Consider the following 20,547-nt stretch of genomic DNA (forward strand, 5'->3'; position numbering starts at 1 on the left):
GGCGGCAACCAGCTGATGGTCGGTTTTATCGCCAGTGGCAGTTAGCTCAACACTATTAATTACCTGATCAGCAACCATTACTGAGTCTACGTTTAAGCTCACATCGGTTTGCCAATCTGCGGCTGTATCGAGCTGACCGCTAAGGGCGAGTTTGTTAACTTTTATGTCGTTATACATAAAGTTATCGAGTAATAACGATAAATCAACGGCGGGGGTTAAACGGGGTCCTCTAACTTTTAAATCGGCCTTACCGTTTGCAACAAATGGCAGATTAGTTTGCTCATTTCCTGTAAGTGTTACTTTTCCGTCAACCTGCCAGGTGTCGTCAACTTGTCCGCTCAAGGTTAATTTATTGGCCCCGCTACTTAAATATAGGCTGTCTATGTTAGCCTTTAGCGTATTATTAAGTGTAAAGTTTGAGGCAAATTCAAGCGGTGTTTGGTTCAGTGTACCTGCAAGTTGTGTATTATCCATTTGCAAGTGCCAGTTTTGCCCTTCGCTGTTAAAGCGCCCTTCTAGCTGGCCAGAAATATTACTTGTAAGCGCATCTGTTAAGTATTGCGCTTTTAAGCTATTTAACGAACCGGTAAAGTCGGCTTGTATGCCCTTTTGCCAATTAACATTACCTTTAAATATTGCACTACTGTCGTTTGCTTTTAGGCTTAAGGTACTTAGCTGCGCTTGGCTAAGCGAGCCGTTTAATTGCGTGTTTAATACTACAGCTGGATAGGCACCTAATTGGCTATGCGCCTTTAAACTTAGCGTGTAATCATCCGCATTACCCGAGGCTGATAAATCAACATTATTTACTTTTAGCTCGTTACTTTGAGCGTCAATCAACCATCGCTCAACTTTACCGGTAAGTTCAAACGGATAATTTTTTTGTTTTAAATTAGCCGTTGCCGTTAAATTTAATGGGTACTGACCAGTCGTGTGTAAGTTTATGTTTAAATCAGATAGGTCACCACTTAACGCTAAATTCGCTTGGTGCAAGTCGCTGCTTAGCGCTACTTTCGCGTTTAATGGTAAATTACCTGCAAGCTCACTAGTTAACTCTGTATTTAATTGCCATTGTTGGTAATGCGCGCTAAGCGTTTGTAAGTTAACTTTTTCATCTTCTACATTTAATACAAGCGCTATATTTTCGATTGTGTGAGTTTGCTCACCTTGCTCAATATCCACCTTTTTAACGTCAAACTGCTCTACCCGTAAATTAAGGGGCGATGTAAATTCTATATCTGGTAACGCAGGTAGCGCTGTTAGCGCCTGGCCTTGATTAGCCGTTGCTTGATTAGATGAGGCGGGTTGCTCTTTAAGCTTTACCAATACATCACTAATAGTTAGGCTTTTTAATGCTAAGGTTGCATCTTCAGCTTTCGCTGCAAGGGTAAAGTTATTTACGGTTACATCAGCACTGGAATGATTTAATACAAATTTGTTTATTGCTACATTTTTAACGGCAATATTAAAGGGAAACGTAATTTTAGTTAATGGCTCTGAGGTGCTCTGTTGTGTGGCTTCGGGTGCATTGCCAAGGGCAAGTTTGATTGACCGCGCACTTACATTTTCAATACATAGGCCATCGCACTGCCACCAAAATAAATCTATTTTAAGCTGCTGCGCTTTAAAATCTGTACTTTGGTTTTTAAAGCTCACATTAAACGGGTTGTTATATAAAAAACGCCCTTTTTTAATCTCAATATGTAAGCCGTCCACCATTTTATTGGCACTATAAGCAATAAATTGATTACCGGGCGCAGTAAATAACAAGCAAAATATAATAACGGCAAGCGTGATTAAAACGCCGATGATTGCGGCGGATATTTTTTTAAATACTGACATTAAATTTCTGGCCCTATGGTAATGCTTAAACGTGTGCTTTTACTTTCTTTAGTAAGCCCCCATGCATGGTCTACTTTTACGGGGCCAATGGGTGTTAAATAACGAAAGCCAAAGCCTGCGCCCACTTCAAAGTCGTCCGAAAAATCATTTGTGGCGGTACCGCCATCAACAAATAAAGCGGCGCGCCAATTTTGTGCAAATTGGTAATTGTATTCAATAGTACTGGTTAGTAAGTATTTACCACCAATTAAATCACCGTCTTCATCTTCAGGTGAAATAGACTGATAAGCAAAGCCACGTACACTTTGGTCACCACCGGCATAAAAGCGCAGCGAGTAAGGTACGTTTTCAATATTATCGACCAGCATGGCGCCCACGTTTGCTTTTAAAAAAACTAAGTGTTTATCTAAATAGGTTCGCAGCCACGCATGCTGCAGCTGCACCCGCACTAAGTTTGTGGTTGAAAGTACATCATCTAAACCAAACTCGGCCGAAATTAGCCACTGCTCACCCCAATAAGGCGTTGTGCCTCCTTTTGACTTTTTGCGGGCATAGCTAATACCGGGCATAAGCATTTCGGTGCTTTCTTCTGGTTCATCACCAATGCGGTATGTTTCTTGGTCTCGACGTAAAAAGGCCGTGCGTACCCATTTATCTTCAGTTAACCATTGGCGTTGCAGTTGGCCGGTCAGTATTTCACTGTATATATCATCGGCAAGTTCATCTTCTAACTTGTAACCCACTGATAAACGCCATAAATCGTCGTTAGGGTCATCTACCGGAATGGTGTATGCCATAGAAATATCTTGCTGTTTCTCAGCTACATTTAAATTGCTTTCCAGATAATGCCCGTCTTCTGTGATCCAAGGTTTACTCCATTTAAAACGCACTTTCGGACCCAGCTCGGTATTAAAGCCACCGCCTACTTCGTAGCTATTAGCAGGTTTGTGTAGCACATCAATATTTATAGGCACTTGTCCGTTGGCTCTTGCTGGTATATCGGCATAAATACGCACGCTTGCAAAATACGGTGTGCTTGAGAGCTCAAGGTTATAATCGGCAATTTGTGTGGCTTTATAAGCTTGCCCTTGGGTAAAAGGTGCAAGTGAACGAATGTATTTTTCTGCGGGGGTTTCGCTGGCAATGATTATATTGCCATACGTGTAGCGCACGCCGGTATCTATATTAAATGTAATAACGGCACTGTTTTTTTGCACTGATATCGCAAGCTTTCGGGCTGGCCATTTAGCATCAAAATAGCCTAGCTCTAATAGCATTGACTCTATTTTTTTATGCGCTGAGTCGTACCTGCCATGATTAAGAACATCGCCCTGGGTTAAATTTAAGTTTTTAATAACGTTTTGTAATTGCGAGTCGTTTTTACCCTCACCATTAAGCGTTATATTAATAGCTTCTATGCGCGTTGCAGGGCCGCGCTCTACTTTAACGATAAGCTCTTTGTCGTCTTTATCAAACTCAATGTCTACCGTTGGGTTGTAATACCCCAGCGCTTTAATACTGCTTTGCACTTGTTTTTTAGCATAGCGGCGCAAGGTTCTGGTGGGTTTTTCGCCAACCAGTTGTTTTAAATATAGCTCAACGTTACTTTCTAACTCGCCACTAATCCCTTTAATTTCGTAATCTTCAATTACCCTTTGCTCAGCGCTGGCTTGAGTGCTTATAAAAAAAGCTAAAAAAAACACAAAACGTAATAACTGTTTGAACAAGTAAATATCCTTACTTTTTATTCTTTAAAATTTAACCACCAATGAGTTGCATACTACCATAGCCATAATGAGCAACACATTAACTTAATGGTAATCTTGCACCAAATTTCACTCCCTTTTAAAGCCTATAAAGTTAAAATTAATACGCTTTAAAGCAATATTTTGGTTACAATAGTGGCTACGAATACAAAATTAATTTTAAATGAGTTTTTAATGCAATTCCCTGATGATGATAACGGCCAACTTTTAGCCGAAATAGCCGCTGCTGGCGTTGATTTAAGCAAAATGCACCAAATCGATTTTTTCATTTTATTTGAACAACAAGCTGATGCTGAAAAATTTGCCAAAGAAATAATCTCTGATGCATTAGTACAAAGCGCAAACGTTGAAAAGTGTAAAGACACTGGCGTGTGGGAAGTGATTACTCATGTACAAATGGTGCCAGAGCACACATTGCTTGGCCAAGCAGAGCAATACCTTGAAAGTATTGCTAATAGTTATAATGGCTATGGCGATGGCTGGGGTTTAATGGACGAAGACGCCGCTTAACAAAAATCAGTTAAGCTTAACCGCTTAACTGATTAGCTTTTCTAAAGTTGCCAGAGTAATCAAATAATTTATCAGATACCTTCCAGCCATACTTTTTACTTTTACGCGCGATAACAAAATCGGGATGCACTAAATCATACTGTGCCTTAATAACCTGCTCAGCACTTTTAAATTCGACAGGCGCTTGCCCCTGTCCTAAGCGTTTACCAAACTGTTTATTAAAAATATACTGCCCGCCTTTACTGGCAAGGTTATATACCTCATCGCAACTTGCACCATCTTCATCAAAGTAGGTTATTTTAATTAAATCATCTTTAAGTTTTACCACTGATAACCCACTACAGCGCAGTACTAACGCATCTTTTAAATTAAGGGCGTTACGTAGCTTGTCGTCGGGGTCGGCCATTACTGCGCCGCAATCATGGCATTTACGAGCTGCTATATCGTTTTGAGCGCCGCATTGTTCGCACTCTTTAAACCTAAACCGATAATCGCATTGCTCTTTATGGCCTTCGTCATCTTCTAATAAACCTTGGCAGCGCCTGCCAAAGTGCTCAACTACTTTGCCATCAGAATCGGTTTTTCCCCAAAAAATATTTGCAAACCCACACCCAGGGCAAAGCACTTGAACGGGCTCATTATCGCTATCACCTTTTTTATCGCCCACCTCAGGGTGAAATAAATCAAAGCCGTTGCCTGCGTAATCTATAACTAAGCAGTCTGTTTTTCCTTCATTTAGCCTAAGCCCACGGCCAACAATTTGCTGGTATAAGCTAACCGATTCGGTGGGGCGTAAAATAGCGATAAAATCGACATGCGGCGCATCAAATCCGGTAGTTAAAACAGAAATATTAACGAGGTATTTTATGTTTTTTTGTTTAAATTGATTTATTAATTTATCGCGTTCTGCATTTGGGGTATCGCCAGTTATAAGGGCACTTTGCTCTGCGGGTAAATAAGTTAAAATTTCTTGCGCGTGCATCACCGTTGCCGCAAATATCATCACGCCTTGGCGGGTTTCACTGTATTGTATTACCTGCTTCAGTATAGCTTGCGTTGCGCGCTCGCTATTTTTTAAAAGCGCATTCATGTCATCAGTCGTATATTGACCAAACGCATTCGTAGCCAGGGACGAAAAATCATAATGACTAATTGCCGCGTCCACTTCATTTGGCGGCGTTAAGTAATTATGTTTGATCATATACCTGAGCGGTAATTCAAATATACAGTTTTTAAATGGACTTTCTTTATTACCTTTTACAAAACCATGGTAATGATGATGGTATATCCACCCCATTCCTAATCTATAAGGTGTGGCCGTTAAACCCAATACTTTTAACTGAGGATTATATTCTTTGAGCGTATTTATAACCTTTCCATATTGGCTTTTTTTATCACCATTTACTCTGTGGCACTCATCAATAATAAGCAAAGAATAATGCTCATTTAATTTATTTAAATTACGCGATAAAGACTGAACACTGGCAAAGGTAACTTGGTGGCTGAGTGATTTTTCTTTTAACCCTGCTGAAAATATACTCGCTTCTAAACCAAAACTTTTATATTTTTGTGCGTTTTGTTCTACCAACTCTTTAACATGTGCAAGCACCAAAATTTTTTGCTTAGCAATTCGCGCAAGCTCTGCAATAACAAGGCTTTTACCCGCACCGGTAGGCAGTACAATCACGGCAGGATCATTTGTTTTTCGAAAATGTAAAACGGTGCGCTCTACGGCCTCTTGCTGATACGGCCTTAATTTATAGCTCATGAAAATAGTAAATAGAATAACCAGAAATGCAGTTTAACAAATACTAAGCGACTGCGGGGAGTTTAAGGTAAGTTTTGGCCAATAAAATCTCGCGTACAAAGCGTAAGCCTTAGCCTAAGGTTTAGTTATTAAGTTATACGCCATTAAAAAGAGAAGCCGTAGCTTCTCTGTTACTTTATTAAGCTAGGTGCTTTTGTAAATCAACACCTTCAAACGCTTTAGGGCGACGGCCACGACCGGTCCATTCAATCACTTCGCCATCTACTTCAATACGATACTTAGCTTTTACTTTAGTACGTTTATCTGCAGTACCGTCTTGTAAATCTTCTAACGTAAGTCCTTTTTCTTTTAAAAGATCCAACACTTCCTGTTTAGCTTGTAGCTGCTCAGTATATTTTGCAATCGCATCAGTGATTAATTGTTGTGCTTTTTCTAGCTCAGTTAATGATGCTGTTTTAATAAAAGATCGAACTTCTTTCATTTATATCTCTCTTGCTTGTTGGAGTTAACTTTTTAGTTTCAAAGCAAGTATAAACCCAACAATATATTTTTACCATGAGCAATTTTACTCCATAGTAAAAGGTATAAAAGCAAATACTTTAGCATGAGAAATCAGCATGGAATAAGTATAGTAATGGACTTTAATATCAAATAAAAAATATTTAACCTCTATTAATTTTTTAATAGAGGTTAATAAACTTATAAAGTTAAAGTCTATTTATCAATTTTTACACTACCACGGGTCATCTCTCTCATTGCCTCTTGGCTTAATTTTTCTTGGTAAGCAATTTGTTCAGGTGTTCTACACACTCTTGTTGCAATGTTGCTACCTGTGGTTTTTTCGAGTTTACATATTTTGCCATCGCTTTCACTGGCCTTAAGCGCTGCTGCACTAGTGCAACCTGAAGCTAAAATTACTAATAATACGGTACAAAGATGTTTCATTGTTTATCCTTAATTTAAGTGTGTTGAGGGAGTATGTCATAAGCAATTGTTACTCGTTCCATTTCACTATTTAGGGTATTAGTCCCATGCCAAAAATAGGATGGAAATTGAATAAGTTTGCCTTCCTCTGGTTTTAATGTTGTCTCAGGTAAAAGCTTAGTGTTCATATTAAATCCTGGCTCACCTAGCTTTAACCACCCTTCTTGGTTGGTTGATTCAGATATCAGCGTGGGTATAGATACATAAAATGGTGAACTCATCCAACCTTGGCTGTGATAATGATTTTTATGAAAACCTTTACCTTTCAGAATTACCGACCATGAATCAGTCACTTTAAAATCACCAACATTTCTTTTTAAAAAAGGGTGTTGATTATCTTTTGGAAGCCTTGATAAAAAGCATGACGTTAACTCGTATAGCTCCTGCTTTAGTATTTTTAGTATCGGCAGTTGATAATCAAATAACTTTTCTGCGGTTTGAGAACCATTAACTAAAGATTGCTCTAAAGGATGGTTTTGATAATAATGATACTGTTTTAACGTACCTTTAAGCTCAGTTAAAAAATCATCTATAGAAGCAAAGCCAGAAGGTGTTGCTATTTTCTCCTGCATAACAAATAAATCATAATTGCAGTAATATGAGTACAGCTCGCTTTTTAGTAATCTCAATGCTGTATTTTTAATACACAAGTACTCTTGGTTATATTCGTCTTGATTTAATAACTTATTTATAATGTTCAATGCGTGATCTGGTTTATCTATCGCAATATAGCTTTTGGCTAATTCTATGTACGCGTGATTATTCTTAAACCTATTACTGGCAGCTAAATGGGTCTCTAAAGATTCATCAAATAAGCTGTTTTCACGTTCGTAATCACCCACTATAGAAAACGCTTTTTGTGGGCAATTGCTTTGAGAGAGTATTTGCTTTGCTATTTTGTAAGCCTCAGTTTGCTTACCCGATGTATAAAGCTTTTGTGCAAGCTCAGCTTCCAGTGCAGTATTTTTTCCAGTTATTTTTAAAGCATGGTTATATGAGGATAAAAAACCAGAGTCTGCAGTTTCCCATAGCATTTGGTTTAGCCAATGATGACTGTCTAAATCTAGCGGGTTGATAGTTGTTAGTTCTGTATATATTGCTTTGGCTTTTTTAAACTTCCCGGCTAAGTGATAGCAGCTGGCCATATTTTTTTTAGCTTCAACTAAACCAGGGCTTAATTTTAAGCTTTGCTCAAAAGTTATAATTGCTTTATCCCAAAAGCATAAAGCTTTTAAAGCCAACCCTTTACTATTGAGAATACTAGCATCAGCACCAAAATTGCGAATATAATCATCTGTGAGCCTATCGACCTCAGTAAACTTCTCAAGCTTTAAGTCTGTTTTTATTTTTGCACTGAGAATAACTGCATTTTGAGGGGATAGTGTAAATGCTTTATCAATGTATTCTTTTGCTTTAGTAAATTCATTCTTTTTAAAGTATAAAACAGAGATGTTATAAAGTGTTTCTATATCGTCACTATATATAGTCAATACATTTAAATATTGTTTTATTGACTTATCAGGTTCACCCAACAAGTTATATAATTTTGCTTTATTTACATTTAAATGAAAATGACGTGGACTTAGTTGAATGCCTTTTTCAATCTCGGCTAAACATAATATATAATCTTTTTTCTTTTGGTATGCTATAGATTTTAAGTGATGAAGGTGCGCTACAATACTCGATTCATTACTTTTAATCGAATTAGCAATTTTTAATGCCTTAAGGAAATTATTATTATTAATTTCCTTAAGGATTAAGTTGCTTACATCTTGAAATGACATGCCTTGGCTTTGCATATGTTCTCTTAAATAATAAAAAGGCCGATAATATACCGGCCTTAGCATTAAAGCTTATGCTTAGAATGAAATAGTTGTACCTACAAAGAAGTTACGACCGATGTACTTATACAACGTAGTATCTGTATTGGCATCATCATAATCGCTGTAATATGGAGGCTCTTCATCTGTTAGGTTATCTATACCACCACGTAACGAAACATGCTCGTTAAGTTGGTAAGTACCACTTAGTGTATGTGATACAAATGAGTCAGCTTCTGGTGAATAGTAATCCGCAGGGTCTCCATCAAATAATGCAACTGATTCTGTAACAAGCGAATCTACATACATCACTTTGTATGAAACAGTCCAATCATCACCGGCTGCACGTAAGCTTACATTATGTTTCCACTCAGGAATTGAGCCAGAACCACTTGATGCAACACCTACGTAATCTTGAATAGGCTCACCAGCAAACTCTTGCACTTCCCATTTAGAGATGTAAGAAGCTTCCCAATCAGCTCTCCACGCTAAGCCAGCAGCGTCAAAGCTATATTGAGCGTTGAAATCTACGCCCGATAGGTTCCAAGTAGAAAGGTTTTGATCAAGTGATGGAGTACCATCAAAGTTACCCGTTGCATCACGTACAACACCTTCACAAAGTGCAAAAGAACCACCTTGTCCACCTTCTTCACCCGCGCTATAACATTTATCTAGCTTAGTCGTAATACCAACAGAGCTTATTACGTTATCTACTTCAATATCGTAGTAATCAACAGTAAAGCTTAGCCCTTCAATTGGCTCAACAACAAGACCAACTGTAAATGTATCAGCAGTTTCAGGACCTAGGTCTGGGTTACCGCCAACAACCGCACGAAGTTGACCACTGTTTTGTGCAAACGTACCATCTGAAGGAATTAGGCCGGCTGCTGCATCAGAAGCACAGGCTGTTTGGTATCTAGAATCAAAGCCAGCACCACCAAAACCAGTACAAGGGTCTGTATAATTGGTGAAGCTATCTGACTGACCACCGTAAAGCTCACTTACACTTGGTGCGCGAAATGCTGTTGATAATACAGAGCGAAGCATAACTTCATCTGTCATACGCCAAGTTAGACCTAACTTATAAGTAGTATCTGATCCAAACGTATCGTAGTCAAAGTAGCGAAGCGCAGCTTCTAAATCTAAAGACTGAACCAGTGGTAAATCATTCAATAGTGGAACAACAAGCTCTACATATGCTTCGTCAACTTTATAGCCACCAGAAGTTGGCTGTACAGCATTACCTGAACCGATACCTGATGAAGAGAATGCATCTGGTTGATTAAATGCTGATTCTTCACGGTGCTCTAGACCAAATGCAAAGCCAACAACACCAGAAGGCATTTCAAATAAATCACCCGAAATTGAAGCGCCTAAGTGGTGCATTTCTGTACCTGAAGTACCCTGATCGGTGTAACGCAAGTAATCGGCATCTGACTGTGAAAGCGCGCCTTCACCGAAGTAGTTAATACATGGAGCAGATGCATCGTTGCCTGTAACCGTGTAGTCACTAGGCGAACCTGTAACCGAGACACCTTCACAGTTTTCATTTACTGACGCTATCATTTTGTCTACGTTGATGTAGTTTTTAGAACGGTCAATAGCGCTATTTCGACCATATGTATAGAACACATTCCAAGCGTATTGATCAGCGATAAAGCCCTCTAAACCAGTTGTAAATTGTGCTGTATTTACTTCTTGCTCAAATACACGGCCACCCATTTCTGACATACGACGCAGTGGTAACATGTCTACATTGTCGCCAGGAGTTGCAAAATCATACAAGCCTGAGAATGGGTAAACTTCTGGATTTTGACTTAATACCCAACTACGACCATCTACACTGTATGTGTAGTTGATAGGTGCTGGTGCCATTTGTTGCGTTGAGGTACGGTTTGTATAGTACGCTTCTGCAAAAAAGTTTAAGTTATCTGCTAATTCATAATTACCTAACACGCTCACATTATAACGAGTTGCAGGCGTAGATAAGTATGAAGCAGAAGAGTAGTTATAGGTATCGTTGCCTTCGCCACTACCCACATATGTGTGATAGCCAGTATCAGTTGATGAACCGTTACCGCCAGGCTCAAACTGAACTCTTCTACCATCATCTAAGATTGCATTCATACCTAAAGAGTTACCAGAACCGGCACAAAAACGCTCACCGCCACTTTCTGCGTATGGACATGCTGAATAATCTCGGTCGCTAGCACGTACAGTACCACGGTCGTAAAAACCAACGTTTACAACAACATTACCTTTATCACTGCTCACACCAAAGGTGCTGCTTAAGCTAGCTTCTTCACCGTCACCTTCACCTGTCTCTGCATAGCTGGCATCTAGCTCAAAGCCTTCAAAGTCATCGCGCATGATAATATTAACCACACCAGCAAGAGCATCAGAGCCGTAAACAGCTGATGCACCGTCTTTTAAAACCTCTATGCGTTTTACAGCGCTAAAAGGAATGGCATTAAGATCCACGGTAGAAGATGCACCAGTACCTGAGGCAATCATACGGCGTCCATTAACAAGTACCAATGTACGTGATGAACCCATACCTCTTAAGTTAACAGTTGCATTACCATTACCGCCATTATTTACAGCAGCAGTTAATCCGCCCGACTGAGCGGTAAGGTTTTGTAACGCATCGGAAATATTTGAAATACCCTGAACTTTCATATCTTCAGTAGTAATAATGCTCACTGGTGAAGCGCTTTCAAGATCTGCACGTTTAATTCGTGAACCGGTAACCTCTATACGCTCTACCTTTTCAACTCCCTCTTCAGCAGCAATTGAATTTGCTGAAAATACAGCTGTAGATGCCGTACCAAAAGCAATCGCTAAGCGCACCGCTTTTGAAACTTGGTTATTTAACATTGGATTCTCCCTGAAATAATTTTATTTATATATTTATTGTTTTAGCCATTAAATAAATAGCTTAAGAAGTGAAAGTACCGCTTCTTTTGTGAATGTTAGTATCAATATATAAACATAGTCAACATATTAAAAACCAATAATTCACATCAATTTAAATATAATTAATATTAGTTTATTTCGATAAAGGGGACAAAAAAATAAAGCATGAATATACCAATAACCGGAACAATGCATTTTTGAAAATAAAACGCAAAATACTTCTACTTATTTACATATTTAAAGGTGTTAACAAGGTAATTTAAAATTTATAAATGACAAGGTGACCAAGAACAATGTTTAACAAGTCGCCAAAAAGCAGAGGAATCGGGAGCTGCAGCTCGTTTGGCCTTTGGAATACCATCAAAGCTGCTAGAGTATTAATGTGCAGAACAGAACAAATTTTATTGATGGGGCTAGCTATTTGCGTCCTTTGTAAAGCGTTCCGATATATTCATTATTAGAGTCAACTAAAGCCTCTTTAAATATTTTATCGCCTAACAATAACAACTGGCTAATATCCTTAGAGTTTAACGCCGCTTGCTTTAAGTCACTTAACCTAAAGATCAGCCCTTCGAGCTCTTGAGTAAATAATTGATAAGCGCGTTCTAAATCAATTTTTCTATTATTCAAAATAAACTGAAAAAATTCGGGATACCGTGTTCCATTAACTGCGTGAGGGTGTACTTGCCTTTCAAGCTGGATAAGGTTATTTATTGTTTTTATCAAGCTATTAACCTGAGCATTATCATCTTTTTTCAGCTCATCAATTAGCTGCTTTAAAGGAGTTAACAAGTCACTACGTACACGTACAGCAGACTCCAATATAAGCACATTTGGTTTAACTATATCTGAATCTATTTCGTGGCAAACAATTTGATATAACCCACCCGGTTTTAATACCCTAAATAATTCAGAAATGCTCTTCGAAAGCTCACTGTATTCAATTGCAAATTGAGCCACTATCGCATCAAATTCATTATTTTCAAAAGGTAAGGACTCTGCACTTACATCTGATAAAATACTAGAGTCGGGCACGCCTGTAACGCTCTTTGCCACTGTTGCTTTATCAATACCAATAAAGCTCAGCTGATCTTTACTACTATCGTGTATAAGCTGTATCAGTGCACCATTGCCTGTTCCTATGTCTAGTATTTTACACTGTGGACTAAGCTCAGTAGCAAAACTTGTCCAGCTCTGCTTGAGCTTGCCTGTATAGTTTTTCTTAATATCCTGCCCAAATGAAGTTAAATACCCTTGAGACCAATACTCACTCCAATAATTTTCCATAAAAAATCCCCATAAAAAAAGGGCTGAATAAATTCAGCCCTATATATCAACCTGTTTCTAATTAATATTAGAAGCTAATTGAGTAGTTTACACGGTAATCACGACCAAAGTTGTTGTAAAGGTCTTGGTTATCCCATGTACCAGCTGAAGAAAGAACTGGGTCTTCGTCAGTTAAGTTACTTACAGTAAATGTTACAGCGCCGTAAGGACCTGCATTGTAGCTGTAAGTTAAGTTATGGATTAACCAGCTATCTAAATCACCTGATTGCTCGTAGAAACCATCGCCATCTTCATCAACTTCAGTTTCAGACGTGCTTGCTGTGTAAGTAGAGTTCCAAGATACTGTATGATCATCAAGTGACCAAGAAATTGTTGCTACTGACTTAAGATCAGGTTGGCCAGACCAACCAGCAGTGTCTTGTACAACACCACCTACTTCAGAATCGTATGAAAGTGTTACACTATTAACATTGTTAAAGCGGAAGTCACCAAAATCAGTCTCTACGTTTGCATTAATAGTGAAATCAAAACCTTCAATTTCAAAACCAGCACCGTTAAAGTAAGAAGTACCTGCTTCGATTAGCGTACCTGAAGCAGAGCGCTTAAGGTAGAAAGTTTCATCAGACGTATCTGTATCAACACCTACTGCAGTGATTAGGCCAGCAGCCTCATCAGATAATAAGCCTTGTAGAGATTTAGACTGAATAACATTATCAATAGAAAGTTGGAAGTAATCTAACTTAAAGCTTAAGTTATCGTTTACATCCCATGCCACACCTAAGTTGATGTAATCTGAAGTCTCAGCTTCAAGTTCTGAGTTCTGAGTATAGTATGTGTTGTACTGACGTGATGTAGTAGAACCGTTATTATAATCGATTGCAGATTCAGCAGAGAATGTACGTGCTGCATTAAGTAAATCAAGGCCTGGTGCACGGAACGACTCAGAGTAAGAACCACGAATCACTACGTTATCAGCAACCTGCCAGCGAGCAGATACTGCTGGAGCAACGTTGTCACCAAAGTCAGAGTAATCATCGTAACGAGCTTTTAAGTTCACTTCTACTGTATCAGAAACTGGTAGTACTGATTCGAAGAAAACAGCTGTCACATCACGGTCACCCATTGAAGAGTTACCAGCAGAGCCACCGATTAAGCCAGCTTCAGATTGACCATCGTAAATATCTTCGTAAGTTTGTTCAAAATATTCAACACCTACATAGTGGGCAACAGCACCACCTGGTAGTTCAAATAAGTCAAAACCTAAACCAGCAAAGTATTGGTCAAAAGTAGAGCCTGAGTTTTGTAGCGTAGTCGACTTCATGTTGGCAATGCCTTCATCAGAGCCTAAATCGATATCGTTAGCTTCGTTGTATGCTAAACCACTGTAAGAAAGGTAGTACTCACCTACAGATTTGTTATCTGCTTTATTGTGGTGGTAGTAAACTTCCCAAGAAGCGTTGTTCCAATCTAAGTCACCACGTAAACCAGCTGTTAAATCTTGGTTGTAATCATCTACGTTACCATCACGTGTACCAATACCTACCCAACGGAATAAACCATATGCACCGTCTTCACCGTATGGGTTATGCGGGTTATCAGCTGCCATGTTTTCCCATGCTGCAGCCGGTGGAGCGTAACGACCAAATGAAGAGTTTTGTACAAACATTGTTTGAGCAAAGAACTCTATGTCGTCTGTTAGCTCGTAGTTAGCACTAACATATAATGTGTTACGGTCAATTGATGCTGTGTTGTAAGATACATTAGCGAATGCATACATACAGTACTCAGAACCTGGGCCCCAATCTTCGTTTGCATCAACGCGGCGGAAAGTATCTTCACCGTATTCAGAGATTAAATCATCACATAAAAGTGAAGCTGACGCTGTAGCAAAATCAGGTGAAAGTACAGTAGCGCCAAAGTATGACCAACCTACAGTATCTGCAGTGTAAGCTTCAATGTCGCCATCACCGTCTAAATCACCAAGCTGAGCTTTAGTGTAGTCACGGTCAGCATCTGAAATACCTTTACGAGATTGGTGATCGAAAGAGAATGTAATGTTACCTTTATCGTTTGAAACACCACCAACTACAGAAAATTCAGTTGAAGTAGTGCCTTCATCTTGGTCACGGTGACCCGCGCCAATGTTGAAAGTTAAACCTTCAAAGTTCTCTTTCATAATTACGTTAACAACACCTGCCATTGCATCAGAACCATAAATAGAAGATGCACCTTCAGTCATGATATCGATACGTTCAACAGCAGCCATTGGAATAGCATTAAGGTTAGCAGAAGCACCACCTAATGTTGGTGAACCTGGGAAACGGCGGCCATTTAAAAGTACTAAAGTACGACGTGAGCCAGCACCACGTAAATTGATAGTTGCTTGAGATTGTGCTGAGCTACCAGAACGCTCTGAGAACGAACCGAATGAGTTTAATGAACTAGAACGTAGTGCATCTGCAACTGTGTAGTCACCTTCTAGCTTGATATCAGCAGAAGTAATAGATACTACCGGAGAAGCACCCTCTAAATCTGTACGTTTGATACGTGAACCAGTTACTTGGATGCGTTCTACTTTCTCTGCAGACTCTTCTTCTGCAGCAAATGAACTTGACGAAAATGCAGCTGTTGATACTGCACCAAATGCAATCGCTAAGCGAACTGCCTTTGAAACTTTATTATTTAACATTTGATTCTCCCTGGGTCACCACTTGTTAGAAGCGACTATTATTTAATTATTTTTTGTTGTCACAGTTTGTTAACAGCGACTAAACCAAATACTAAACAAAAAATATCTAAAAGCCAACCACTGTTAACCAAATATTAATTAAAAAAGGGTTTTTTATTGTTTTTTAGCTTAGATGAGGAATAACTGTACAAAAATAAAGCTAAAGCGTAGATTATGTAATCAAAAATTGCATTAATAGGTACAAGTTAGAATAATTCGAACTGTTTTAGCTCGAAACTGTTTACGTTAACGTTAACAAATTGCGTAACCATTTCTAATAGAGGTACAATTTGTTTGTCTATATACAATGGGTAGTCGTAGCTATGCAGCCCTTGATACAGCTCAACACCGTGGGTTGTGTAAACAAATGTAACAAATTCACCTCTTTTTAGCGTAAATTCACTATTTTGTCTCTGAAACTTTTTTACTGCTTGCACATGTGGAGGGATATTTTTTTGATAGTCGGTTAAGTTTTGACCTAAACGTTTTTTAAAAACCAGCAAATGATCAAATTCGCCGCGTAAAAGTTTACTAATGTAATCGTTTACAAGGTCATTTATTTGCTCTGGTTGCTCAAAAAGGAGGGTAAATAGGTCAAATTGAAACTGTTGAGCCAGTTTAGTCCAGTCACTTCTTACGGTTTCTAAGCCTTTAAAAACCAATTTTGATTCATCCGGCTTTATTAACTGCCCCACATAGCGTTTTTTAGACCCCACACTTTTACCTCTTATGGTGGGTAAAAAGAAGGGGCTGTAAAGCGATTCAAACTCTATTTCTAAATGGCTAGTTAAATTATGTTTAGCGTGTATGTTTTGCTGCCACAATGTGTTTATGTGTTTAGCTAACTGTTTACCTATTTTATTACACGCCTCAACACTTAAATCATCCGTTAATTTTACAAAGGTCGAATCGGTATCTCCGTAAATAACACTATAACCTTGCTCTTCAATCCACTTTTTAGTTTGCAGCATTATCTCATGGCCACGTAAAGTAATAGAGCTTGAGAGTCGTGGGTCATAAAAACGACAGCCTTGTGAGCCTAATACACCATATAAACTGTTCATTATTATTTTAATCGCTTGGGATAGCATTAAGTCGTGATTATCTTTTGCCCGCTGGCGCTGTAGCGCTAGGCTTTTTATAAGCGCTGGTAAATGGTGCTGCTCTCTTGAAAATAATGCGTTATTAAAACCTTCAATACTGTTTTTAGGGTTTTCAATCCCTTCTATTAGTCCAAGCGGGTCTATATAAAAGGTTTGCATAATACTGGGATACAGGCTTTTAAAATCAAGCACGATGACATTTTTATACAGCCCTGGTACCGACTCCATAACATAACCACCTGGGCTTTCAAACGTCAGCCCATGGTCGCCCATATTAGGTGCTACATAACCGCTGCGATGTAATAAAGGCAAATACATGTTTACAAAAGCCGCCACTGAGCCGCCGCGCTTTTCTAGCTCAAGGCCTGTTAATTGTGTGCGAATAACAGCAAAATCGAGAAGTTTTAGCTTATCGAAGATTTTATTAACGAGTATGCAGTCTTGCCGATTGTAGTTAGCGAGCGCGAGTTTATCTTCATTAAATTGACGAATAATTTCTTGTAAGCTGTTACTAGATTCAATTAATTTAGACTCGCCTAAAATTTCTTTAGCTACATTAGCAAGTGAAAAAGTTTCAAAACTATAAGTGGCATTTTTTAGAGTATCAATGCCATCAATTACACAGCGCCCGGGAATAGAAACCCGTGTAAAATGGCCTTTTCGAACATATAAAGGAAGGTTTCCTCTTCCTAGTAATAGTTTTACCCCAAGTGCCACAGAGCGCTCATAAATAACTGCAAAATCAAACTCAATAACATTCCACCCAATAATAATATCTGGGTCGCACTGCTTAATAAGTGTTACAAGTTGCTGTAATAGTGCAACCTCGTCTGCGCACCATATAATAGTATAACCAATCACTGGGTCGTGATGCTCAGGCTCTCCAATCATGATTACGCAATCTAAACCACAGCCTACCAAGCCAATAGAAAACAACACCCCACTTTCATTGCACTCTATATCAAGTGACAACTTAGAAAGCACAGGCGTATAGTCAGCGTTGGTTTTTAATTTAGCATCTAAAATTTCAGTGTAATGTGCATGATCCACTCGTTTACCCGTGATCCACGCCCCGCCTTTAATAAAGCGCTCCATTAAATAACGCTCAATGGGCCTTATATCATCTTCATAAAGTGTAATACCGCGACTTTTTAACGCTTTGCTCGCGCTATAAAAGTGTTTGAGTGAGTAAAAGTAACAGCCACACATATCTTGCTGCTGAAAATTTTTAAGTGAAAGAGGTTTAATTAAAAAGTTTAGTGATTCGGCAGATAAAATGGCTTGAGCTGCTTTTGTATCTGAGTTTTTTATAAAAAATAGTGCGGTTTCATTCTCAGTAATTGTCTTTATTGGTCCATTATCGGTAGCAAACCAAATTTCATATTGTAAACCCTGAGCGCTATCGTGCGCTTGTGCAGAAAGTACAAAACCAGATGTTAAATACACTATCAATAAACCTTACTTATATTTTGTTTTTCTACTTTAAGGCCATGAACGTTAAGGATTGAAAATTGTTCAACCTCAAAATATAAACAGGCCATAATAGGGAGTAATTTATAAACTTAAAAAATCGCCGCATTAATTTACTAAATTAATTTCATCCTTGCTTGTAGTTACACGGTTATAACTCTAAAATCCATACACTGTAATTATATACATATTTTAGGTTTATCTCCCCATGCTTTCTGACCAACTAAAAAAAACAATTAGGCAAGTACACCAGCATGTGGCTAGTAACCTTACTGATTACCGCCCACGCAGTAGCCAAAACTACCTTGTTGCCGAAATAGCAAAAACACTGGCTGGCGAATACCATAAAAAGCAGCGAATATGTGTTATTGAGGCTGGCACAGGGACTGGTAAATCGCTTGCTTATTGTTTGGGCGCGTTACCGCTTGCCCTTGCTCAAAAAAAGAAGCTGGTTATATCTACTGCTACCGTGGCCCTACAAGAGCAATTAATAGCAAAAGAGCTGCCTTTTTTTAAAAAACACTCAGGGCTCGACTTTAAGTTTGACCTAGTAAAAGGTAGGCAACGCTATATATGTGCCCATAAATTACATAACGCTGTTAATGGCGATAGCCAAACCCAAATGGAGTTTATGCCCACACTTACCTCGCCGCTAAGTGATATGGAAACTAAATGCTTAAAAGGCCTTTACGATGCCTATGTAAATAAAAAATGGCAAGGCGACAGAGATAGTTGGGCCGACACCATACCCGATAGAGTGTGGAACTTAATCGCATGCGATAAACACGCTTGCCAACGCCAAATGAAAGCCCACCAAACCTGCCCGTTTCAGCTTGCTCGTAATCAGCTTATGCAAATGGATGTGCTTGTTATTAACCACTCACTGCTACTGGCAGATTTGGATTTAGGGGGCGGTAAAATTTTACCCGAACCCGATAACACCTTTTATGTAATAGATGAAGCGCACCACCTTGCGCATATTACCCGCGACTTTTCATCGGCAGCGGNTGGCTCGATAAGCTCACCAAATTTAGTGGCAAAATGTCTAAGGTATTAGTGGGTCAAAAAGCCATTGGGCAAAACTTTAAGCTATGCGATAGCATTAACGATGCGAATAAAGACTTAAAAGTGGTGCGTGATATTCTTGATAACGCCGACTTTGAATACTCAAAAGACGATACATACCGTTTTGAGCATGGCGAAATACCAAAATCATTGCACAACAAAGCTAAAGATATAAGTGACGCCACACTAGATGCACTACGCTGCTTAAACAAAATGCACGATACCCTCACTCAAGATGTAAGCGATGGGGATATAAAACCCTACGTTGCAGACCCTGTCTTAGCCGAAAGCGGGCACTATATAAACCGCTTAGAGCAATTAAATAAGCTGTGGTATAGCTATGCAAATAAAGGCGAAGGTACACCTCACGCAAGGTGGATCAAACGTTTAGAATATAAAAACCATCACGATCACCTATTAAGTGATTGCCCTATCGAAGTTGGCTACTACTTAAAAGACAAACTATGGAATGAATGCGCAGGGGCGGTACTATGCTCGGCAACTTTAAGCGCTCTCGGTTCGTTTGACCACTTTGCCTATGAAAGCGGCTTAGCAAAAGAAGAAGGCGTTAAGTTTATTAAAGTGCCCTCACCTTTTGATTACCCTAAACAAGCAACCTTGCGTATCCCGGTAAGTAAAATTGAGCCAACCGACAAAGCATTTAGTGACCATATAGCGCAAACCTTGCCTGAGTACTTAAATACAAAAAAAGCTAATTTGGTATTGTTTGCCTCGTACTGGCAAATGGACCATGTGGCTAAGTTTCTTAGAACAAAAGGTTTTAACTTATTAGTGCAAGGCGAAATGTCGCGCGAGGCATTATTAAAAAAACACACCCAAAATATTGATAGCGGTAAAGGTAGTATTTTATTTGGTACGCAAAGCCTCTCAGAAGGGCTTGATTTACCTGGTAAATATTTAGAAAACTTAATAATTACAAAAATACCGTTTGCAGTACCTACATCACCAATAGAAGAAGCCCAAGCCGAATTTGTACAAAGTAAAGGCGGTAATCCATTTTTGTCTATTACGGTGCCCGATGCAGCAAAGAAATTGGTACAAAGCTGTGGTAGACTGCTGCGAAAAGAGAGCGATGAAGGCCGTATAACCATTCTCGATAGACGCTTAATTACCAAGCGCTACGGCAAAGCCATGCTCGACACCTTACCACCTTTTAAAAGACAAATAGATTATTAATGTTTGAACTTGCTTTAGATCCCACAACACTGGCAGTTTTATGTGCCGCGGCCCTTGCTGCTGGCTTTATTGATGCAATTGCCGGCGGCGG

The 20,547-nt window shown here is 39.0% G+C and carries 10 protein-coding genes and 2 pseudogenes; 2 read left to right on the plus strand and 10 right to left on the minus strand.

Features of this window, described 5'->3' with window-relative positions; genetic code table 11:
* Window positions 1-1,842, minus strand: a pseudogene (locus tag L650_RS0118435) (translocation/assembly module TamB); the annotation flags it as partial.
* On the minus strand, window positions 1,842-3,545 hold the full coding sequence (locus L650_RS0118440) for an autotransporter assembly complex protein TamA (protein ID WP_411157028.1): 1,704 nt from the start codon (window positions 3,543-3,545) through the stop codon (window positions 1,842-1,844). The pseudogene L650_RS0118435 and the gene L650_RS0118440, both read right to left, overlap by 1 nt.
* A gap of 237 nt (window positions 3,546-3,782) precedes the next feature.
* On the opposite strand from L650_RS0118440, the gene L650_RS0118445 reads away from it, so the two are divergent.
* Window positions 3,783-4,118 carry a ribonuclease E inhibitor RraB gene (locus tag L650_RS0118445; protein ID WP_024033700.1) on the plus strand — a complete coding sequence of 112 codons (336 nt, stop codon included), beginning with the start codon at window positions 3,783-3,785 and terminating at the stop codon, window positions 4,116-4,118.
* Window positions 4,119-4,134: 16 nt separating this feature from the next.
* On the opposite strand, the gene L650_RS0118450 is transcribed toward L650_RS0118445, so the two are convergent.
* The 8 genes from L650_RS0118450 to L650_RS0118490 form a co-directional block, all read right to left on the minus strand.
* Entirely contained in the window at window positions 4,135-5,886 is a 1,752-nt protein-coding gene (locus L650_RS0118450) for a DEAD/DEAH box helicase (RefSeq protein WP_029774019.1), read from the minus strand.
* A gap of 178 nt (window positions 5,887-6,064) precedes the next feature.
* A complete protein-coding gene (locus L650_RS0118455; RefSeq protein WP_004585960.1) occupies window positions 6,065-6,367 on the minus strand; it encodes an H-NS histone family protein in 303 nt (100 codons plus the stop codon).
* 233 nt (window positions 6,368-6,600) lie between these two features.
* A complete protein-coding gene (locus L650_RS0118460) occupies window positions 6,601-6,831 on the minus strand; it encodes a hypothetical protein (RefSeq protein WP_029774020.1) in 231 nt (76 codons plus the stop codon).
* A 14-nt stretch (window positions 6,832-6,845) separates the two neighbouring features.
* A complete protein-coding gene (locus tag L650_RS0118465) occupies window positions 6,846-8,669 on the minus strand; it encodes a putative 2OG-Fe(II) oxygenase (RefSeq protein ID WP_164835575.1) in 1,824 nt (607 codons plus the stop codon).
* A gap of 60 nt (window positions 8,670-8,729) precedes the next feature.
* Window positions 8,730-11,567 (minus strand): TonB-dependent receptor, encoded by a 2,838-nt coding sequence (locus tag L650_RS0118475; protein WP_029774022.1) that lies wholly within the window; start codon window positions 11,565-11,567, stop codon window positions 8,730-8,732.
* A gap of 456 nt (window positions 11,568-12,023) precedes the next feature.
* Window positions 12,024-12,893 carry a class I SAM-dependent methyltransferase gene (locus tag L650_RS23915; RefSeq protein ID WP_085065529.1) on the minus strand — a complete coding sequence of 290 codons (870 nt, stop codon included), beginning with the start codon at window positions 12,891-12,893 and terminating at the stop codon, window positions 12,024-12,026.
* A 67-nt stretch (window positions 12,894-12,960) separates the two neighbouring features.
* Window positions 12,961-15,582: a TonB-dependent receptor domain-containing protein gene (locus tag L650_RS0118485; RefSeq protein ID WP_029774024.1), complete on the minus strand. Its 2,622-nt coding sequence runs from the start codon at window positions 15,580-15,582 to the stop codon at window positions 12,961-12,963.
* 245 nt (window positions 15,583-15,827) lie between these two features.
* Window positions 15,828-18,170 carry a DNA polymerase II gene (locus L650_RS0118490; protein ID WP_029774025.1) on the minus strand — a complete coding sequence of 781 codons (2,343 nt, stop codon included), beginning with the start codon at window positions 18,168-18,170 and terminating at the stop codon, window positions 15,828-15,830.
* Window positions 18,171-18,402: 232 nt separating this feature from the next.
* Here L650_RS0118490 and dinG point away from each other — a divergent pair.
* Window positions 18,403-20,456: pseudogene (gene dinG / locus L650_RS0118495) on the plus strand (ATP-dependent DNA helicase DinG).
* The last annotated feature ends 91 nt before the right edge of the window (window positions 20,457-20,547 follow it).

This window comes from Pseudoalteromonas sp. TB51, from assembly GCF_000498055.1.
Classification (GTDB): Bacteria; Pseudomonadota; Gammaproteobacteria; order Enterobacterales; family Alteromonadaceae; genus Pseudoalteromonas; species Pseudoalteromonas atlantica.

Excerpts from the sequence above, each read along its gene's own strand:
- L650_RS0118445 (WP_024033700.1), top strand. The coding sequence starts at position 3,783 with ATGCAATTCCCTGATGATGATAACGGCCAACTTTTAGCCGAAATAGCC.
- L650_RS0118450 (WP_029774019.1), bottom strand. The coding sequence starts at position 5,886 with ATGAGCTATAAATTAAGGCCGTATCAGCAAGAGGCCGTAGAGCGCACC.
- L650_RS0118455 (WP_004585960.1), bottom strand. The coding sequence starts at position 6,367 with ATGAAAGAAGTTCGATCTTTTATTAAAACAGCATCATTAACTGAGCTA.
- L650_RS0118460 (WP_029774020.1), bottom strand. The coding sequence starts at position 6,831 with ATGAAACATCTTTGTACCGTATTATTAGTAATTTTAGCTTCAGGTTGC.
- L650_RS0118465 (WP_164835575.1), bottom strand. The coding sequence starts at position 8,669 with ATGCAAAGCCAAGGCATGTCATTTCAAGATGTAAGCAACTTAATCCTT.
- L650_RS0118475 (WP_029774022.1), bottom strand. The coding sequence starts at position 11,567 with ATGTTAAATAACCAAGTTTCAAAAGCGGTGCGCTTAGCGATTGCTTTT.
- L650_RS23915 (WP_085065529.1), bottom strand. The coding sequence starts at position 12,893 with ATGGAAAATTATTGGAGTGAGTATTGGTCTCAAGGGTATTTAACTTCA.
- L650_RS0118485 (WP_029774024.1), bottom strand. The coding sequence starts at position 15,582 with ATGTTAAATAATAAAGTTTCAAAGGCAGTTCGCTTAGCGATTGCATTT.